Annotated in this window: 18 protein-coding genes; 12 read left to right on the top strand and 6 right to left on the bottom strand. The window is 72.4% G+C overall.

The genetic code is table 11. The annotated features are described in order from the left end of the window. Positions 1-19 precede the first annotated feature (19 nt). The 3 genes from ACZ7CF_RS08685 to ACZ7CF_RS08675 all read right to left on the bottom strand — a co-directional run bounded on the left by ACZ7CF_RS08685 (position 20) and on the right by ACZ7CF_RS08675 (position 1675). Entirely contained in the window at positions 20-373 is a 354-nt protein-coding gene (locus ACZ7CF_RS08685; RefSeq protein WP_470369290.1) for a VOC family protein, read from the bottom strand. Positions 374-438: 65 nt separating this feature from the next. Continuing rightward, the gene (locus tag ACZ7CF_RS08680) at positions 439-1152 is read right to left on the bottom strand and encodes a poly-gamma-glutamate hydrolase family protein (RefSeq protein ID WP_360396716.1); all 714 of its coding nucleotides are present in this window, start codon (positions 1150-1152) and stop codon (positions 439-441) included. A 91-nt stretch (positions 1153-1243) separates the two neighbouring features. Beyond that, positions 1244-1675, bottom strand: a complete 432-nt coding sequence (locus tag ACZ7CF_RS08675; RefSeq protein WP_360396717.1) for an Hsp20/alpha crystallin family protein — start codon at positions 1673-1675, stop codon at positions 1244-1246. 101 nt (positions 1676-1776) lie between these two features. Between ACZ7CF_RS08675 and ACZ7CF_RS08670 the strand changes: the two genes are divergently transcribed. Continuing rightward, on the top strand, positions 1777-2322 hold the full coding sequence (locus ACZ7CF_RS08670; protein WP_470369289.1) for an HSP18 transcriptional regulator: 546 nt from the start codon (positions 1777-1779) through the stop codon (positions 2320-2322). Between the two features lie 102 nt (positions 2323-2424). On the opposite strand, the gene ACZ7CF_RS08665 is transcribed toward ACZ7CF_RS08670, so the two are convergent. Continuing rightward, the gene (locus ACZ7CF_RS08665; RefSeq protein WP_470369288.1) at positions 2425-3273 is read right to left on the bottom strand and encodes a S66 peptidase family protein; all 849 of its coding nucleotides are present in this window, start codon (positions 3271-3273) and stop codon (positions 2425-2427) included. Positions 3274-3292: 19 nt separating this feature from the next. Continuing rightward, a complete protein-coding gene (locus ACZ7CF_RS08660) occupies positions 3293-5185 on the bottom strand; it encodes a prolyl oligopeptidase family serine peptidase (protein ID WP_470369287.1) in 1893 nt (630 codons plus the stop codon). A gap of 78 nt (positions 5186-5263) precedes the next feature. Here ACZ7CF_RS08660 and ACZ7CF_RS08655 point away from each other — a divergent pair, with 78 nt between their 5' ends. The 11 genes from ACZ7CF_RS08655 to ACZ7CF_RS08605 all read left to right on the top strand — a co-directional run bounded on the left by ACZ7CF_RS08655 (position 5264) and on the right by ACZ7CF_RS08605 (position 15123). Beyond that, positions 5264-5830 carry a DUF3090 domain-containing protein gene (locus tag ACZ7CF_RS08655; protein ID WP_470369286.1) on the top strand — a complete coding sequence of 189 codons (567 nt, stop codon included), beginning with the start codon at positions 5264-5266 and terminating at the stop codon, positions 5828-5830. Position 5831: 1 nt separating this feature from the next. Further along, positions 5832-6620 (top strand): SCO1664 family protein, encoded by a 789-nt coding sequence (locus tag ACZ7CF_RS08650; RefSeq protein ID WP_470369285.1) that lies wholly within the window; start codon positions 5832-5834, stop codon positions 6618-6620. Between the two features lie 22 nt (positions 6621-6642). Then, the gene (locus ACZ7CF_RS08645) at positions 6643-7668 is read left to right on the top strand and encodes a S66 family peptidase (RefSeq protein ID WP_470369284.1); all 1026 of its coding nucleotides are present in this window, start codon (positions 6643-6645) and stop codon (positions 7666-7668) included. 132 nt (positions 7669-7800) lie between these two features. Next, positions 7801-8502, top strand: coding sequence for an aminoglycoside phosphotransferase family protein (locus ACZ7CF_RS08640; RefSeq protein ID WP_470369283.1), 702 nt, complete (start codon positions 7801-7803; stop codon positions 8500-8502). A 9-nt stretch (positions 8503-8511) separates the two neighbouring features. Next, a complete protein-coding gene (locus ACZ7CF_RS08635) occupies positions 8512-9318 on the top strand; it encodes a DUF3097 domain-containing protein (RefSeq protein WP_470369282.1) in 807 nt (268 codons plus the stop codon). Between the two features lie 204 nt (positions 9319-9522). After that, entirely contained in the window at positions 9523-9948 is a 426-nt protein-coding gene (locus ACZ7CF_RS08630; RefSeq protein WP_360394452.1) for an NfeD family protein, read from the top strand. A gap of 65 nt (positions 9949-10013) precedes the next feature. Continuing rightward, positions 10014-11210, top strand: a complete 1197-nt coding sequence (locus ACZ7CF_RS08625) for an SPFH domain-containing protein (protein WP_470369342.1) — start codon at positions 10014-10016, stop codon at positions 11208-11210. A gap of 184 nt (positions 11211-11394) precedes the next feature. Continuing rightward, positions 11395-11817, top strand: coding sequence for a YciI family protein (locus ACZ7CF_RS08620; RefSeq protein WP_360394457.1), 423 nt, complete (start codon positions 11395-11397; stop codon positions 11815-11817). A 29-nt stretch (positions 11818-11846) separates the two neighbouring features. Further along, on the top strand, positions 11847-13124 hold the full coding sequence (locus tag ACZ7CF_RS08615; protein ID WP_470369281.1) for an RNA polymerase sigma factor: 1278 nt from the start codon (positions 11847-11849) through the stop codon (positions 13122-13124). 56 nt (positions 13125-13180) lie between these two features. Further along, positions 13181-13942, top strand: coding sequence for a hypothetical protein (locus ACZ7CF_RS08610; protein ID WP_470369280.1), 762 nt, complete (start codon positions 13181-13183; stop codon positions 13940-13942). 101 nt (positions 13943-14043) lie between these two features. Next, positions 14044-15123: a hypothetical protein gene (locus ACZ7CF_RS08605; RefSeq protein ID WP_470369279.1), complete on the top strand. Its 1080-nt coding sequence runs from the start codon at positions 14044-14046 to the stop codon at positions 15121-15123. 5 nt (positions 15124-15128) lie between these two features. Here the strand turns inward: ACZ7CF_RS08605 and ACZ7CF_RS08600 are convergent, their stop codons facing one another. Then, positions 15129-16562, bottom strand: a complete 1434-nt coding sequence (locus tag ACZ7CF_RS08600) for an amidase (protein WP_470369278.1) — start codon at positions 16560-16562, stop codon at positions 15129-15131. Positions 16563-16626 lie beyond the last annotated feature (64 nt).

Genomic DNA, 16626 nt, shown 5'->3' with positions numbered 1-16626 from the left:
CACCGCCGTGGCGGCCCGCTCAGGTGAACAGGCAGAACGGGTGCCCGTCCGGGTCGAACAGCACCCGCACGCCGGGCTGCGGCTGCACCGGGGCCAGCACCGCCCCGCACGCCGGCGCGTGCCCGGTGGCCGCCTTGAGGTCCTCCACCTCGATGTCGAGGTGCTGTGTCGCGTTCTGCCCCGAGCGCGTGCTCGGCCACACCGGCGGCGTGAACTCGCGCTCCAGCTCGAAGTTCACCGCAAGCCCGTCCGGCGTGCGCACCAGCGCCCACCGCGGTTCCGCCTCCGCCACGTCCGCGCCCAGCAGCCGCGCGTAGAACTCCGCCAGCTCCCGCGGCCGCGCACAGCCGACCGTGACCGAGGTGAGCCGCATGCCGTGAACCTCCCGTGTCGCCTCCACCGGCAGGCGGCACCCGCCGCGGCCGGCACCGACACCGGTCAGTTGTTCAAGGCTTCGCGGGCCGCGAGAGCCGCGCGGCAGGCGTGCACGAAGTCCCAGAACACCTCGGTCGTGGTGTGCCGGCGGTCGGAGCGGGAGTTCTCGGCGAACATGGCGCCGCGCAGGGGAGTGGTGAGCTCCAGCTGCCCGCCCCGGCGCGACCGGGTGCGGTTGGCGATGTTCGCCCGGTCGCCGCCACCGAGGATCGGGTGGTCGGCGGCGTCGACCGTGTGGAACCCGGCGCGGCGCAACCGGGTCAGCAGCTCCGCGCGCAGCAGGGCGTCGCGGCCGCCGACCAGCACCGCCCGGTCGTGGTCCTCCAGGCCCGCCGCCGCCGCGGTGCACCCGTGCAGGCCCAGTGCGTGCGCCGCACCCGACACCAGCGTGCGCGCCACCCGGTCGTCGCAGTGCGACGAGGTCACGTGCAGCTCGTCGTTGGCGACCGAGCGCAGGCCCTCGAACATCCAGTAGTCGTGGGTCTGCCCGATGGGCACCCGCGTCGAGGGGTGGTAGCCGGCGATCGCGAGGCACAGCTCGGACGTGCCGACCTCGATGCCGCCGCCGTGCGGGGCGAGGACGACCGACTGCGTGCGGGGACGGTGCCGCTTGAAACGGCGCCGGTAGTCCACCCGTTCCACCAGTCGGGGATCGGCGTAGAGGTCGGTGTTGGACGCGTAGACGTCCAATGCCGCCCATTGGGGCTGGGGTCTCATGGCGGGCGGAAGCCTACCCGGGATCACCCGGTCGGCCGCCGCCCGCCGTGTGAATCATCACGCGCGGTGAGTCGTCACGCGCTGGGAACGGTCACGCGTCGATCTGCTTCGGGGACTCGTCACCCGAGGTGATCGCGATCTTGCGGGGCTTGGCGCGCTCGGCGATCGGGATCCGCAACGTCAGCACACCCGCCTCGTAGCCCGCGTCGATGTGGTCGGTGTCGAGCGTGTCGCCCAGGAACAGCTGCCGCGAGAACACGCCCAGCGGCCGCTCCGAGACCTGCATCTCGACGTCCTTGCCGACCGGCCTGCGCTCGGCCTTGACCGTCAGCACGTTGCGCTCGACGTCGAGCTCGATCGCGTCCGGCGAGACACCCGGCAGGTCGAAGCACACGACGAACCGGTCACCGTCGCGGTAGGCGTCCATCGGCATGGCCGAGGGCCGCGACCACGTGCCCTGTCCGCCGAACACCTGCTGCGTCAGCCGGTCGAGCTCGCGGAACGGGTCAGTGCGCATCAACATCTGACACCTCCTGTCACCTCGTGGACTGTCAATGCGCTGCACCACTGTTGTAGCATGTCGTCGAAACGATGACAAGCCACCGATGTCATCAGGAGGACGACATGCCGAGTGACTACGAGACGGTCCGCGCGACCGCTGCCCGGCCGGGCAGCGCCACCGAGGTCCTGTCAGCCCTGATGCTGCTGCGCCGGCTGCGCGACGAGCTCTCCGACTACGAGCCGCAGCTCATCGAGGCCGCCCGCTCCCTGGGCACCAGCTGGGCCGACCTCGCTCCCGCACTCGGTGTCGCCAGCCGCCAGGCCGCCGAACGCCGCTACCTGCGCGTGCGCCGCACCGACGACACCGGCACCGGCGACGAGCGCGTGCAGGCCGAACGCGACCGCCGCGCCGGTGACAAGGCCGTCACCGCCTGGGCCCGCGAGAACGCCGCCGTCCTGCGGGTGCTCGCCGCCCAGGTCGGCCCGCACGACGCGGGCGTGCAGGACGCCCTCGGCCACACCGACGCCGCCCAGCTCCTCGAACCGCTGACCCAGGCCGGTCCCGGCCTGCGCGACGGCCACCCCGGCCTCGCCGACCAGATCAGCGCCATCGGCCGGCAGACCGACCGGCTGCGCCTCGACGCCCAGCAACGCCGCACCGCCCTCTGATCACCCACACGAGCCCCACCCGCCACATCCGAGGGCACGCGGGGACCTTTCGTACCCTCCAGGGGTACGAAAGGTCCCCGCGTGCCCTGAACAGACGGGGGGTCAGAGGAGGCGGAGTGTTGTGGTGGCGGCGTCGAGTTCCGCCGCCACGCCCAGAGGCAACGTCCACTGCCCGGCGCAGTGCCCGAACCCGAAGTCGCCCAGCACCGGCACCCCCAGCGGCACGAGCCGGTCCAGCAGCACCGCCGACGGGTCACCGCACCCGGTCCACGACCCCAGCACGATCCCCGACACCGGCTCGAACCACCCGGCCCGCAGCAGCTGCGTCAGGATCCGGTCCAGCCGGTAGGGCTCCTCGCCGACGTCCTCCAGCAACGCGATCGCCCCCGGCGCGGGCACCGACCACCGCGGCCCGCCCACCGACGCCGCCAGCAGCGCCGCGTTCCCGCCCACCAGCACCCCGCGGGCGGTACCGGGCACCACGGGCGTTCCCGCGGTCCACGACGACACGCCCTCGAACAGGAACCGCCGCAGCCGCTCCTGCGCCACCGGGTCCTCGACGAAGTCCCGCGTGCCCGGCATCGGCCCGAACACCGTCGGCTGCCCGGCCGCGTTGAGCTCCGCGTGCAGCACCGTCACGTCCGAGGAGCCCACGAACACCCGCGGCGGCAGCGACCGCCACGGCACCAGGTCCGTCATCCGCAGGCACCCGTACCCGCCGCGCACGCAGAACACCGCCGCCACGTCCGAGCACCACGCGTCCACGAACTCCGCCGCCCGGTCGGCGTCGGAGCCGGCCAGGTACGGCAACGACCACGCGTCCACCACAGGTGTGGTGACCGTCAGCCCCCACGACCGCAGCACCGCCACACCCGCGGCGACCAGCGGCGCGAGAGCCGGGCCGGCCGGTGACACCAGCGCGACCCGGTCCCCGCGCTCCAGAACGCTCACGAGCGCACCGCGCGCAGGGTCACGAACGCAGGTCCAGCACCGGCACACCCGGCGGCGTGAACCCGAACACCTGCCCGTAGAACGACAGCTCCGCCTCCAGGGCGGCCTTGATGTTCTCGGCCTTGCGGAACCCGTGCTGCTCGCCCTCGAAGGTGAGGTAGGCGTGCGGGATGCCCGACCCGTCCAGGTCCGCGGCGAACCGGTCGGCCTGCTCGGGCGGGCAGATCTCGTCCTCCAGGCCCTGCAGCAGCAGCACCGGACCGGACACCGACCGCGCCTTGTTCGACGGCGACCGGTCCCGGTAGCGGTCAGCGGCCTCGGGCAGCGTGCCCACCAGGCCCTCGACGTAGCGGGACTCGAAGTCGTGGGTCTCCCCGCCCTCCGAGGTCCAGCCCGCCAGGTCGAGGATCGGGAACGCCACCATGCCGCACCGGTAGACGTCGGTGGAGGTCAGCGACGCCGCCGAGGTCCAGCCACCGGCCGAGCCACCGCGGATGGCCAGCCGCTGCGGGTCCGCCGTGCCCTCCTTCGCCAGCTCCTGCGCCACGAACGCGCAGTCCTGCACGTCCACGACACCCCACTGCTCGCGCAGCCGCTCCCGGAACGCCCGGCCGTAGCCGGTCGAGCCGCCGTAGTTCACCGCCACCACGCCGATGCCGCGGCTGGTGAGGTAGGCGATGTCGGAGTCGAGCTTGGGCAGCGCCCGCCCGGTCGGCCCGCCGTGCACGTGCACCACGTACGGCGGCAGCTCACCCTCGGGAGCGGCGAAGTCGGGGTTGGTCGGCGGGTAGACGTAGGCGGGGACCTCCCCGAACACCCGCTCCACCGGCACCGGCAGGTACGCGGCCTGCGCCGGTTCCTCACCGCCGGTCAGGTAGGTCAGCTCGCCGTTGGACAGGTCCAGCCGCACGACGTTGAACTCCGAGGTCGGCCCGGCCGCCCCGTCGATCACCACGCCGTCGCGCACCGACAGGTCCGCCGCCCACATCGGCAGGTCGGTCTCCACGTCGGTGACCGTGCCGCTGCGCTCGTCGAGCACCGCCAGGTGACCCGAGCGCACCACCAGGTAGCGGCCCGGCGCCAGGGTGGCGAACCAGCGGTTGCCCAGCCGCCACATCGGGCCGCCCAGCTCCTCCGCGCACTCGGCCAGGTTCGTGCGCGAGCCGTCCAGCCCGACGCGGAACAGGTTCCACCAGCCGTGCGGGTCGGTCAGCGCCAGCAGCGAGTCGCCCTCCCACTCGAACTGGCACACCGCCTCGGTCGTCGACCCGGTGAGCACCCGGTGACCGGGTTCGCCGATGTCGGCCACGCACAGCTCGGAGCCGTCCCACGGCATCTGCGGGTGGTCCCAGCCGATCCACGCGAACTTCGTGCCGTCGGGGCTGATCTTCGGGCCGGTCATGAAGTGGTGCGACGACCCCAGCACCCGCACCTCACCCGACGGCGTGATCGCCACCAGGTCGCGGCGCACGTCGGTGCGCGCGTCCCCGGTGATCGACTCGCGCACGCACCACACCTCGCCGTCCGGTCCCGCGGACAGGTCGGCGTAGCGCAGCCCGTGGTGGCGCTGCGGTTCCGGCGTCAACGGCGCCGGCGGCACCTGCGGGGTGTCCGGGTTGAACACGTAGACGCGCTGGTCGGCCCAGTGCGTGAACGCCACCCGGTCCTCGGCGAGCACCACGAACGGCCGCCCGCCGTACTCGTGCACCCGGTTGCGGGCGTTCCACGGCGCGGGCAGCACCTCCACCCCGTCGCGCACCAGAGCGACCCGGCCACCCTCGGCCGGCCTGCTCTCGGCCCACCACACCTGCTCACCGTGCAGGTCGGCCCACTGGAACCCACCACCCGGCTTGGAGGTGTCGCCGGCGCTGATCGGCGAGGTCCACGTCCCGTACGAAGCGATCTTCACCACAACCCGACCCTATACGCGGAGTGTTTGGTGGGGGAGGACCTGCCGACGATCTCCGCGTGGCCTAGGGTCGTAGGTGCCATGGCTCGCGTCATTCACGTATTCCGCGCACCCGACCGGTTCATCGCAGGAACCGTCGGGCAGCCCGGCGACCGCATCTTCTACCTGCAGGCCTCCGAGCAGAGCAGGTTGATCAGCGTCGCGCTGGAGAAGCAGCAGGTCCAGGTCCTCGCCGAACGCATCGGCTCGCTCCTGGAGGAGGTGCATCGCCGCTTCGGCACCGAGGTGCCCGACGACGCGCCACCCGACGACGTCGACACCGAACCCCTCGACGTGCCCGTCGAGGAGGAGTTCCGCGTCGGCACCATGGGACTGGGCTGGGACGCCGAGTCCAAGGCCGTCGTGATCGAGCTGCTCGCGATCTCCGAGGAGGAGGTCGACGAGGCGGTGGTGCTCGACGACACCGAGGAGGGCCCCGACGCCGTGCGGGTGTTCCTCTCGCCCGGTGCTGCCCGCGCCTTCGCCGCCCGCGCCGACCGCGTCGTCAACGCCGGCCGCAAACCCTGCCCGCTGTGCGCCGAACCGCTCGACCCCGACGGCCACATCTGCCCGCGCCAGAACGGCTACCGCCGCACCGAGGAAAACTGACGTGGACACCGCCGCGGCCATCGAGTTGCTGACTCACGGCCGCATCGAGGTCGAGGGCAGGCTCGTCGACGCCTCCAACGCGACGCTGTTCTGCAAGATCTCCCACAACGGGCTCGACGCGCAGTGCGTGTACAAGCCGGTGCGCGGCGAACGGCCGCTGTGGGACTTCCCCGACGGCACCCTCGCCGGCCGCGAGGTCGCCACCTACCTGATCTCGGCGGCCTCCGGTGTCGGCGTGGTGCCGCCCACGGTGCTGCGTCCCGGCCCGTTCGGCTCGGGCATGGTGCAGCTGTGGGTGGACACCCGCGAGGAGGACGAGCTCGTCGACATCGTGGGCGTCGACGAGGTGAAACCGGGCTGGATCCCCGTCTTCCACGCCCACGACCGCTTCGGCGACCCGGCCGTGCTCGTGCACGCCGACCACCCCCGCGTCCAGCTGATGTCCGCGTTCGACGTGGTGGTGAACAACGCCGACCGCAAGGGCGGCCACGTCCTGCACGCCGTGGACGGCGGGGTGTTCGGCGTCGACCACGGCATCTGCCTGCACGTCGAACCCAAGCTGCGCACCGTGCTGTGGGGCTGGGCCCGCGAACCGCTGCCCGAGCCGGTGCTGGAGGCGATGCGCCGCCTCAGGTCCGCGCTCGAGGGCGATCTGGGCGAACAGCTGCACGACCACCTCACCCGCGCCGAGGTCCGCGCGGTCTCCGAACGCACCGACAAGCTGCTCGCCGACGGCGTGTTCCCCGAACCGTCGGGCGACTGGCCGGCAATTCCGTGGCCCGCGTTCTGACGCACGGTTAGCGTCCGGGGTTGTGATCACCCCGCCCAAGCCCGTGCCCGGTGACCGCGTCGCGGTCGTCTCCCCCTCCGCGGGCCTGCCCGGGCTGTTCCCGCTGCCCTACGAGCTCGGCCTGCGGCGGTTGCGCGAGCTGGGCCTGGAACCCGTGGAGTACCCGGCCACCCGCAAGATGGGCGCGAGTCCGCGTGAGCGCGCCGCGGACCTGCACGCCGCGTTCGCCGACCCGGACGTCAAGGCCGTGATCGCGAGCATCGGCGGCGACAGCCAGATCGAAGTCCTGCCGCACCTGGACGTCGAGCTGGTCACCGCCAACCCCAAGCCGTTCGTCGGGTTCAGCGACAACACGAACCTGCTGGTCTGGCTCGCCAACCGCGGCATCGTCGGCTACCACGGCGCCACCGTCATGATCGAGCTCGGCCGTCCCGGTGCCCTGCACCCGGCCACCCGTGACTCGCTGCACGCCGCCCTGTTCACCACCGGCGAGTACGCACTGCCGCAGTCCACCGCCTACGGCGACGTGAACAAACCCTGGGACGATCCCGCCACGTTCGACGCCGAACCCGAGCTGCGGCCCGCTGCCGGCTGGCGGTGGCACCACGGCGACCGCGTCGTGGAGGGCCAGGCGTGGGGTGGCTGCCTGGAGGTCCTGTCGTGGCTGCTGATGGCCGACCGCGAGATCAAGCCGCCCGAGCACTACGAGGGCAAGGTCCTGTTCTTCGAGACCTCCGAGGAGATGCCGCCCGCCACCGAGGTGTTCTACGTGCTGCGCGCGATGGGCGAACGCGGCCTGCTGGCCCGGTTCGCCGCCGTCCTCGTCGGCCGCGCCCGCGCTTGGTCATTCACCAAGCCCGGCACCGACCGGGCCGCTTACACCGCAGACCAGCGCGAGGCCGTGCTGCGGGCGTTCGCGCGGTACGCGCCGGGCACGCCGATCGTGTTCGACGTCGACCTCGGCCACACCGACCCGCAGCTGGTGGTCCCGGTCGGCGGCCGGGTGCGGGTGGACGGCCCGAACCGCACGATCACCGTCACCTACTGACCGGCACAACCTCACCTCCCCGCACCGATCTGCCCCCGGTAGCGACCGGAAAACGACCGGAAACCGGGGTGAATCCGGCCTCCGGGGCGAAACAGACCCGGCGTTCTGGCCCGAGTCGCTAGCGTGAAGCGGGTGATCGACGACCCCGCCAGAGCCCGCCTGGTCCGCCGTTTCGGAGACTCCGTCACCACCTGGCTCGACGCCCTGCCCGACCTGGTCGCCACCCTCTCCGCCCGCTGGGGCCTCACCGTCGTCGAGTCGATGCCCGGCGGCACCGGTGTCACGTTCCGGTGCACGAACGCGGTGCTCAAGCTGACCCCCGAGCACGACATCGCCGCGCACGAGGCCAAGGCGCTCACCGCGTGGGCCGACACGCCCGCGGCGGTGGACCTGTTCGACACCGACCTCGCCCGCGGTGCCCTGCTGCTGGAGCTGCTGCACCCCGGCACCGAGGCCACCGACCCGGCGCGGGTGGTGCCGGTGCTGCACCAGGCCGACCCGAAGGGGTTCCCGCCGCTGCGCGCCCGCGTGGACTTCCTGTTCGAGGCGTTGCTGCCGCGCCGCACCGGCACCTACTACGCCACCGAGCACGCCAAGGCCCGCCGGCTCGCCGCCGACAACACCCCGGTGGTGCTGCTGCACGGCGACATGCACCCCGGCAACGTCCTGCAGAGCGCGCGCGGGCCGGTGGCGATCGACCCACGGGCGTGCGTGGGTGACCCGGCGGTGGACTGGCTGGACTTCGTGCACGGCGGGTACGACCTGCACGGCGCCGACGTGGACCTCGACCGCGTGCATGAGTGGCTCACCGCCTTCAAACCGTTCTACGGCTAGGGTCTGCGGGTGCGTTCTCACGACTACGGCCGCGATGTCCTGTCCACCCCGAAGCGCAAGAAGGTCCGCGAGGTCGCGGCCGAACCCGGTCTCGTCGTCGAGGATCCCGCCAGCGGCTTCTGCGGCGCGGTCGTGAAGTTCGAGCACGGCAACGTCGTGCTGGAGGACCGCCACGGCCGCCACCGGCTGTTCCCGCTCACGCCCGCCGGGTTCCTCGTCGACGGGCAGCCCGTCACGCTCGTGCGGCCCGTGGCCGTGCCGCAGAAGGCGCGCATCAGCGCCTCCGGTTCGGTGAAGGTCGAGGGGCTGCGGGCGCGGACGGCCAAGGCCAGCCGCATCTGGGTCGAGGGCAAGCACGACGCCGAGCTCGTCGAACGCGTCTGGGGCCACGACCTGCGCGTCGAGGGCATCGTCGTGGAACCCCTCGACGGCGTCGACGACCTGCCCGCCCGCATCGCCGAGTTCGGCACCGCGGCGCACCGCCGCCTGGGCGTGCTCGTGGACCACCTCGTCGCCGGGTCGAAGGAGCAGCGCATCGTCGATCAGGTCCGCGACGACAACGTGCTGGTCACCGGCCACCCCTACGTCGACATCTGGCAGGCCGTGAAACCCGCCGCCGTGAAGATCGAGGCGTGGCCGGTGGTGCCCAGGCACATCCCGTGGAAGGAAGGGGTGTGCGCGCAGCTGGGGTGGGGTGAGACCTGGGAGGGCTGGCAGCGGGTGCTCGGCGCGGTCAGCAGCTACCGCGACGTCGAGTCCGACCTGCTCGGCGCCGTGGAGCGGCTCATCGACTTCGTCACCGTTCCCCAGGACTGATCCGCGTGTAGCGGGCGACGAGCACACCCGTGCCGGTGGTGGTGCTGCCGGTGAGCGCGAACCGGGTCAGCGGCGCCGGCCCCTCCCTCACACGAACGGCGGCCGCAGGTGTCGACGCCGCAGGATGATCGGTTTTGTCACGGTCGGGGGCGCAGCGCGCTGAAGTTCAGCCGGTCGGGCGGCCCGTGGTGTATGTATGGGCGCATGGCCGCGCTGATCTGGCTGATCGTCGGGATCCTGCTCGTCGTCGCCGAGGTTCTCTCCGGTGACTTCGTGCTGGTGATGCTCGGCGCCGCCGCGCTGGCCGCGGCGGGGGTGACCGCGCTGGGTGCTGGTGACCTGGTGAGCGTCCTCGTCTTCGCCGCGTCCTCGGTGGGTCTGATCGCCGGTGCCCGGCCGCTGCTCAAGAGGCGGCTGCAGCTGGGTTCCAGCGTGAGGATGCACCACGAGGCGCTGCTGGGCAGCAAGGCCGTCGCGGTGTCCGAGGTGGACGAGCACGGCGGGCAGGTCAAGATCGGCGGCGACACCTGGAGCGCGCGCACCCTCGACGGGTCCGTGATCGCGGCAGGCGAGGCCGTCACCGTAGTCGAGATCTCGGGAGCGACGGCCGTGGTGATCGCCGCGGTCTGACCGCCGCGCTGCGATCACGCGACCGGCCGTCGGAGCCCAGAAGGATGTGAACCGAGTTGGACCCGATCACCGGCGTGGTCGCGGCCGTCATCGCCCTGTTCGTGTTGATCGTCGCCGTGAAATCGGTGCTGGTCATCCCGCAGGCGCAGGCCGCCGTCATCGAACGTCTGGGCCGCTACCGCAACACCGCCGCGCCCGGCCTGAACATCATCGTGCCGTTCATCGACAGGGTGCGGGCCCGCATCGACCTGCGCGAGCAGGTCGTGTCGTTCCCGCCGCAGCCGGTGATCACCCAGGACAACCTGACGGTGTCGATCGACACGGTCGTGTACTTCCAGGTCACCGAGCCGCGCAGCGCCGTCTACGAGATCTCCAACTACATCGTCGGTGTCGAGCAGCTCACGATCACGACGCTGCGCAACCTCGTCGGTGGCATGAGCCTGGAGGAGACGCTGACCTCCCGCGACCACATCAACGGTCAGCTGCGCGGGGTGCTCGACGAGGCCACCGGCCGCTGGGGCCTGCGGGTGGCGCGGGTGGAGCTGAAGTCCATCGACCCGCCGCCGTCGATCCAGGACTCGATGGAGAAGCAGATGCGCGCCGACCGCGAGAAGCGCGCCATGATCCTCAACGCCGAAGGCCAGCGCGAGTCGTCCATCAAGACCGCCGAGGGCCAGAAGCAGTCGCAGATCCTCGCCGCCGAGGGCGCCAAGCAGGCCGCGATCCTCACCGCGGAGGCCGAGCGGCAGTCCGCGATCCTGCGCGCGCAGGGTGAACGCGCCGCCCGCTACCTGCAGGCGCAGGGCCAGGCGAAGGCGATCGAGAAGGTCTTCGCCGCCATCAAGGACGGCCGTCCCACCCCGGAGGTGCTGGCGTACCAGTACCTGCAGACGTTGCCGCAGATGGCGCAGGGCGACGCGAACAAGGTGTGGATGATCCCGTCGGACTACGGCAAGGCCCTCGAGGGGTTCGCCCGCATGCTCGGCGCACCCGGTGAGGACGGTGTGTTCCGCTACGAGCCGCCCGCCGACACCGGTGAGCGGCCGAAGCCGGAGCAGGACGACCCGTCGGTCGCCGACTGGTTCGACACCAAGCCCGACCCGAAGGTCGCCGAGGCCGTCGCCGCCGCGGAGGCGGTGGCCCGCAAGGAGGTGCCCAGTCCGCTGAGCGCACCGCCGCGGTCCGTGGGCGGCGCGGCGGCGTTCCCGGAGCTGGAGGCCGAGCAGCCGCGTTCCCTGCACCAGCCCGACGAGCAGGCCTGAGCACAAGACACGACGAGGAACGGCCCGCCCCTGCCACCGGGGGCGGGCCGTTCGCCGTCGTGAGCTGCGGAAACAAGAAAACTTGGAAAATCTGCGGGCCGGTGTCGATCCCGGTACCGGCCCGTTCGACCTGGGCGTGAAAGGGTCCACACCGGACCCACCCGAACCCCCTGGGGAGATCGTCATGAAGTTCATGCTCATCTGGCGCGTCGAGTCCGACGAGGCGTGGAGCAACCTGGGCGAGATCGACTTCGACCAGATGATCGAGACCGTCGGCCGCTTCAACGAGGAGCTCATCGAGGCCGGTGTGCTGATCGCCGCCGAGGGCCTCGCACCCGCGGAGGAGGGTGTGGTCGTCGACTTCTCCTCCGAGCCGCCGGTGGTCACCGACGGCCCCTACGGGGAGACCAAGGAGCTGTTCAACGGCTTCTACCTGATCCGGGTGGACTCCATCGAGGAGGCCGTCGAGTGGGCCAAGCGCACCCCGATGACCGCCGCCGGGTTCAAGACCGAGATCCGCCGCGTGTCCGAGATCCACGAGTTCCCCCAGGACAACGAGTGGATCAAGAAGGAGCGGGCCTGGCGCGAGTCCACCGGCCAGCTCTGAGCGCAGCCGCCTGATCTATTTTGGGCGCCATGAGCGACCCCACCGGCCGCAAGGCCGTCGCCGCGGTGTGGCGCATCGACTCCGCACGGATCGTCGGTGCGCTCACCCGCTACACCGGTGACTTCGCCCTGGCCGAGGACCTCGCGCAGGAGGCGCTGGCCGAGGCGCTGGTGACGTGGCCGCGCGAGGGCGTGCCGGCCAATCCGGCGGGGTGGTTGCTCACCGTCGGGCGGCGCCGGGCGATCGACGCGTTCCGCCGGCGCAGCACCCGTGACGAGAAGTACGCCGCCCTCGCCCACCACCTGCCCGAGGGCGGCGCGCTGACCGGTGCCACCGAACCCGCCCCGGCCCCCGGCGACGTGCTGTGGGACCCCGACCAGATCGATGACGACACCTTGGCGCTGGTGTTCACCTCGTGCCACCCGGTGCTGTCGCGGGAGGCCGCCGTCGCGATGACGTTGCGCGTGATCGGCGGTCTGAGCAGCGACGAGATCGCGCGGGCGTTCCTGGTGCCGACCGCGACGGTGCAGGCGCGCATCACGCGGGCGAAGAAGACGCTGGGCGCGGCGAACGTGCCGTTCGAGGTGCCGCCCGCCGCCGAGCGCCCGAAGCGCCTCGCGCAGGTGCTCAGCGTGATCTACCTGATCTTCACCGAGGGTTCGTCGGCCAGCTCCGGTGACGAGGTGATGCGCCTGGACCTGGCCGGTGAGGCGCAGCGCATGGCCCGCATCCTGGCGCGGCTGATGCCGGGGGAACCCGAGGTGCACAGCCTGCTGGCGTTGCTGGAGCTCACGGCCGCCCGCTTCCCGGCCCGCCGCGGCCCCGACGGGGAGACGGTGCTGCTGGAGGACCAGGACCGCCGCCGCTGGGACCGCTCGGCCATCACCCGCGGCCGCGCCGCCCTGGCGAAGGCCGCCGACGCGGGCCGCGGCTACGGCTACTACGGGCTGCAGGCCGCCATCGCCGAGTGCCACGCCCTGGCGCCCTCGGTCGAGCAGACCGACTGGAACCGCATCGTCGTCCTGTACGAGGCGCTGGGCCGGCTCGCGCCCTCACCGGTGGTGGACCTCAACCGCGCGGTGGCGGTGTCGATGGCGCGGGGGCCGGAGGCGGCGCTGCCGATCGTGGACGCGCTGGCCGGGTCGGAGGCGTTTCGCGACTCCCACCAGCTGCCGGGGGTGCGGGGGGAGCTGCTGCGGCGGTTGGGGCGGGTGGACGAGGCCCGGGCCGAGCTTGAGCGCGCGTTGGTCCTGTGCGGCAACGAGCGTGAGCGGGCGGTGCTGACCCGCAAGCTCGCCTCCCTCTGACCTCGCCTGGCCGTACTCGTCTGACACGAGGTGGATGGGTGCCGTAGGTTCGGCCGGTGCAGCAGGTCCGGTTCGTCCTCAACGGGCGCCCCTACGAGTTGTCCCGAGCGCACGTGGAAACACGCCTGTCCGGCGTGGTGCCGGAACCTGTGCACAAGCACGCTGTCCTGGTCGACGGCATCTGGTTCCCGGTCGTGCAGGCGTTCGAGGCGGCGGTCGGCGTTCCGCGATCGGAGTTCATCTCGCACACCGCTCGGCGCCACTTCGTCGCCCTCGGCTTCGAGATGCGCGGGGAGATCACCCTGCGCGACGCTCACGCCGGTGCCGCGGCCGGAGACCGGACGAGCTCCGCGCGCCGGGAGGCGCCTGCTGTCAGCGCGGTCGAGGAATGGCACTCCGAGGTCAACGCGCAGGCAGCCGTGGTGGCCGCACTGGTGGCGGCAGGGTGGAGGATCCGCTCGGTGGCGAACACGGTCACGAAGGAACACGGCGTCGATGTCATCGCCGACCGCGCGTCGATCACCGTCGGTGTCGAGGTCAAGGGCTATCCAAGCCGCGGCTACGCCGACCCGGCCCGCGCGGGCGAGATCAAACCGACCCCTCCGGGCACCCAGGCCGGTCATTGGTTCGCCCAGGCCGTCCTCGCGGCCATGCGCCTGCGCGGCCGTGAGCCTTCGTGGCGCAGTGTCGTGGCGCTGCCGGACTTCCCGCGCTATCGGCGGCTGCACGACGAGGTCGCGGGTTCGCTCCGGGCCGCGCAGATCGAGGTCTGGTGGGTGCTCGAGGACGGCGCGGTGCCTGCCGTGACCGGCGGCTGACTCGACCCCGCGTGCCGTCACGACCACAAGCGGTGAACAGCAGGGTTCCGTTAGGGCGACATCGGTAGCACTCGGTCGAGTGACGAGTGTTTGATGTTGTGATGAACTCGCTGCCCGCCGCCGTGGCTTCCGCGCTCGCCGAGGCCGGTGGTGAGGACGACGCCGACTGGCCGGCGCGCTGGCAGGAGCTCACCGCCGTGTCGGTGGAGCTGCAGTCGTTGCTGCTCACCGATCCCGGGCCGGAGCTGGTGGCGCTGGTCGAGCAGATCGTCACGCAGCTCGCTAACGGGGTCGCGGGCAGCCGAAGACACCGGGTGGAGCTGGCGGAGCTGACCCACCGGGTGCTCGACATCCACGCCCGCGCGTGCGCGGTGAGCACGCCTGACCCGGTGCGGCTCGCCGACTGGCTGCTCGATCTGCAGCTGGAGCACCCCGAGGCGCCTGAGGTCGCGCTGGCGCCGTACGCGGAGGCGCTGGACGACGAGGGGCTGGCGCACTACCGCGAGCGGGCGGTCGCGTTGTTCGAGCCGTTGCCGGTGGTGGGGTTCGGGGAGACCGGCCGCTACGACCGGGCCCGGTGGGCGTTGCTGCGGGTGATGGAGGAGCTGGCCGAGTACACCGACGACGTGGACCTGCAGCTGCTGGTGCTGTCCAAGGACCTGTCCTCGGGGTGGCACTACCTGCAGGTCGCCACGGTGCTGCGCGACGCGGGCCGCGCCGATGAAGCGCTGGAGTGGATCGACCGGGGGTTGCGCGCGACCGGTGGGCGGGGTGCGGCGTTGCGGTTGATCGACCTGGCGGTGGAGGAGCACCTGCGCCGGGCGGCGCCGCACCGGGCGGTCGCGGTGTGCCGGGAGGCGTTCCTGGTGCGGCCCAACCTGGAGATCTACCTCAAGGCCCGTGCGCTGGTGGTGCACACCGACGAGTGGCCGCCGTTGCGCGCGGAGCTGGTGGAGCACCTGGTGCGTGACGGTGGCCGGTTGGCGATCGAGGTGTACCGGCGCATCGTCGAGGTCGAGCTGGCGCGGCGCGGGGTGCAGGAGCAGGAGGTGGTCGTGGGGTGGTTGCGGCAGCTGCGCGGTCTGCAGCCGGACGCGTTCGCCGACTACCTGGAGCACATCAAGTCACGGCACGTCGCCGACCGGGAGCTGCTCGACGAGCTGTCGCGCCGTGGCCTCTGACCAGTTCACCTCCGGACAGTCCGCACTCGTGCTGCGTGGTCGAGGCCGGAAGGGGTCCGGTCCGCCCACGGCCGGACACGTTCGAGCTGGGCGGAGAGCGAGAGCAGGGTGCACTCGTCGTGCTGGCGGCCCACGAGCTGCACCGCGAGCGGCAGTCCCGCGGCGCTGCGGCCGGCGGGGACGCACGCGGCCGGGTTGCCCACGATGTTCCACAACGGCAGGAACGTCGTGTAGCGGGCGGCGGCCAGCAGAGCCGCGACGACGGTGGTGCGGTTCCACTCGCCCACGCGGATCGGCGGCCGGGTCAGCGCCGGGGTCAGCAGCACGTCGACCCGGCCGAAGACGCGGTTCGCGTGCGCCGTGAGCGCCGCGTCCTGGCTGCGTGACCAGCGCACGAGCGCCTGCGGCAGGCGCCGGCCGAGGTCGGCGGCGGCGCGGGTGCGCGGTTCGAGCAGGTCCGGCAGCTCCACCTCGGTGCGGGCGAGGTGGGCGTTGTGCAGGTAGCGCAGCGCGAAGCGGGTGGAAGCCGACAGGTCCTTCATCGGCGGGTCGAGCCGCACGACGTCGTGGCCCAGGTCGGTCAGCAGGACGGCGGTGTCCTGAACGGCGTCGCGGACCTCGTCGTCGATGCCGATGCCCGGTCCCCACGGCCGCAGCGACACCCCGATGCGCAACCGGCCGGGGTCGGTGCGGGCGGCGTCGGTGAACGTGGTGCGCGGCGGGTGGGCGACGTGCGCGTCACCGGGCACGGGGCCGTGGATCTGATCGGCGACCAGCGCCCAGTCCTCGACCGTGCGGGTGATCGGCCCGGCCACCACGAGCCCGCCCCACGCCTGGGGCTGCGGGGCGAGGGAGACGCGGCCGCGCTGGGGCTTGAGCCCGAACAGGCCGGTCACCGCCGCCGGGATGCGGATGGACCCGGCGCCGTCGGTGCCGATCGCCGCCGCGGCCAGTCCTGCCGCGACCGCGGCCGCCGATCCGCCGCTGGACCCGCCGGGGGAGTGCGTGAGCGACCACGGGTTGCGCGTGGGCCCGGCCCAGCCGCTCTCGGTGTGGGGCCACAGCCCCAGCTCCGGCATCCTGGTGCGGCCGATGACCACCGCGCCGGCGGCGCGCAGCCGGGCCACGACCGCGGAGTCGGCCGGCTGCGGGGTGCGTGCGGCGTTGGTGCCCCCGGTGGTGGGCAGACCGGCGACCGCGAGGTCCTCCTTGACCGCGATCGGCACACCGCGCAGCGGCAGGTCGGCATCGCGGCGGTCGGCGGCGTCGGCTTCGGCCAGCGCCTGCTCGGCGAACACGACCCGGAACGCCCGCAGCACCGGGTCGAGCCGTTCGATGCGCTCCAGGTGCCGCCGCACCAGCTCACGCGAGGTCACCTCGCCCGCCCTGATCGCCGCGGCCTGCCCGGCGACACCGGCGAACACCAGCTCCTCGGTCATGGCCCGACCTTAACGTGATCACCCGGACCGCAGTACCGGTATGAGAGTCCGCGGTCCTCGTCAC

This window comes from Lentzea sp. NPDC036955 (assembly GCF_055608005.1).
Note: the sequence above shows the minus strand (reverse complement) of the source record. Positions and strands in the feature narration are given on the sequence as shown.

Coding starts and splice junctions, on each gene's coding strand:
- ACZ7CF_RS08620 (WP_360394457.1), top strand. CDS start 11,395: ATGAAGTTCATGCTCATCTGGCGCGTCGAGTCCGACGAGGCGTGGAGC.
- ACZ7CF_RS08685 (WP_470369290.1), bottom strand. CDS start 373: ATGCGGCTCACCTCGGTCACGGTCGGCTGTGCGCGGCCGCGGGAGCTG.
- ACZ7CF_RS08675 (WP_360396717.1), bottom strand. CDS start 1,675: ATGTTGATGCGCACTGACCCGTTCCGCGAGCTCGACCGGCTGACGCAG.
- ACZ7CF_RS08615 (WP_470369281.1), top strand. CDS start 11,847: ATGAGCGACCCCACCGGCCGCAAGGCCGTCGCCGCGGTGTGGCGCATC.
- ACZ7CF_RS08630 (WP_360394452.1), top strand. CDS start 9,523: ATGGCCGCGCTGATCTGGCTGATCGTCGGGATCCTGCTCGTCGTCGCC.
- ACZ7CF_RS08600 (WP_470369278.1), bottom strand. CDS start 16,562: ATGACCGAGGAGCTGGTGTTCGCCGGTGTCGCCGGGCAGGCCGCGGCG.
- ACZ7CF_RS08605 (WP_470369279.1), top strand. CDS start 14,044: ATGAACTCGCTGCCCGCCGCCGTGGCTTCCGCGCTCGCCGAGGCCGGT.
- ACZ7CF_RS08655 (WP_470369286.1), top strand. CDS start 5,264: ATGGCTCGCGTCATTCACGTATTCCGCGCACCCGACCGGTTCATCGCA.
- ACZ7CF_RS08680 (WP_360396716.1), bottom strand. CDS start 1,152: ATGAGACCCCAGCCCCAATGGGCGGCATTGGACGTCTACGCGTCCAAC.
- ACZ7CF_RS08670 (WP_470369289.1), top strand. CDS start 1,777: ATGCCGAGTGACTACGAGACGGTCCGCGCGACCGCTGCCCGGCCGGGC.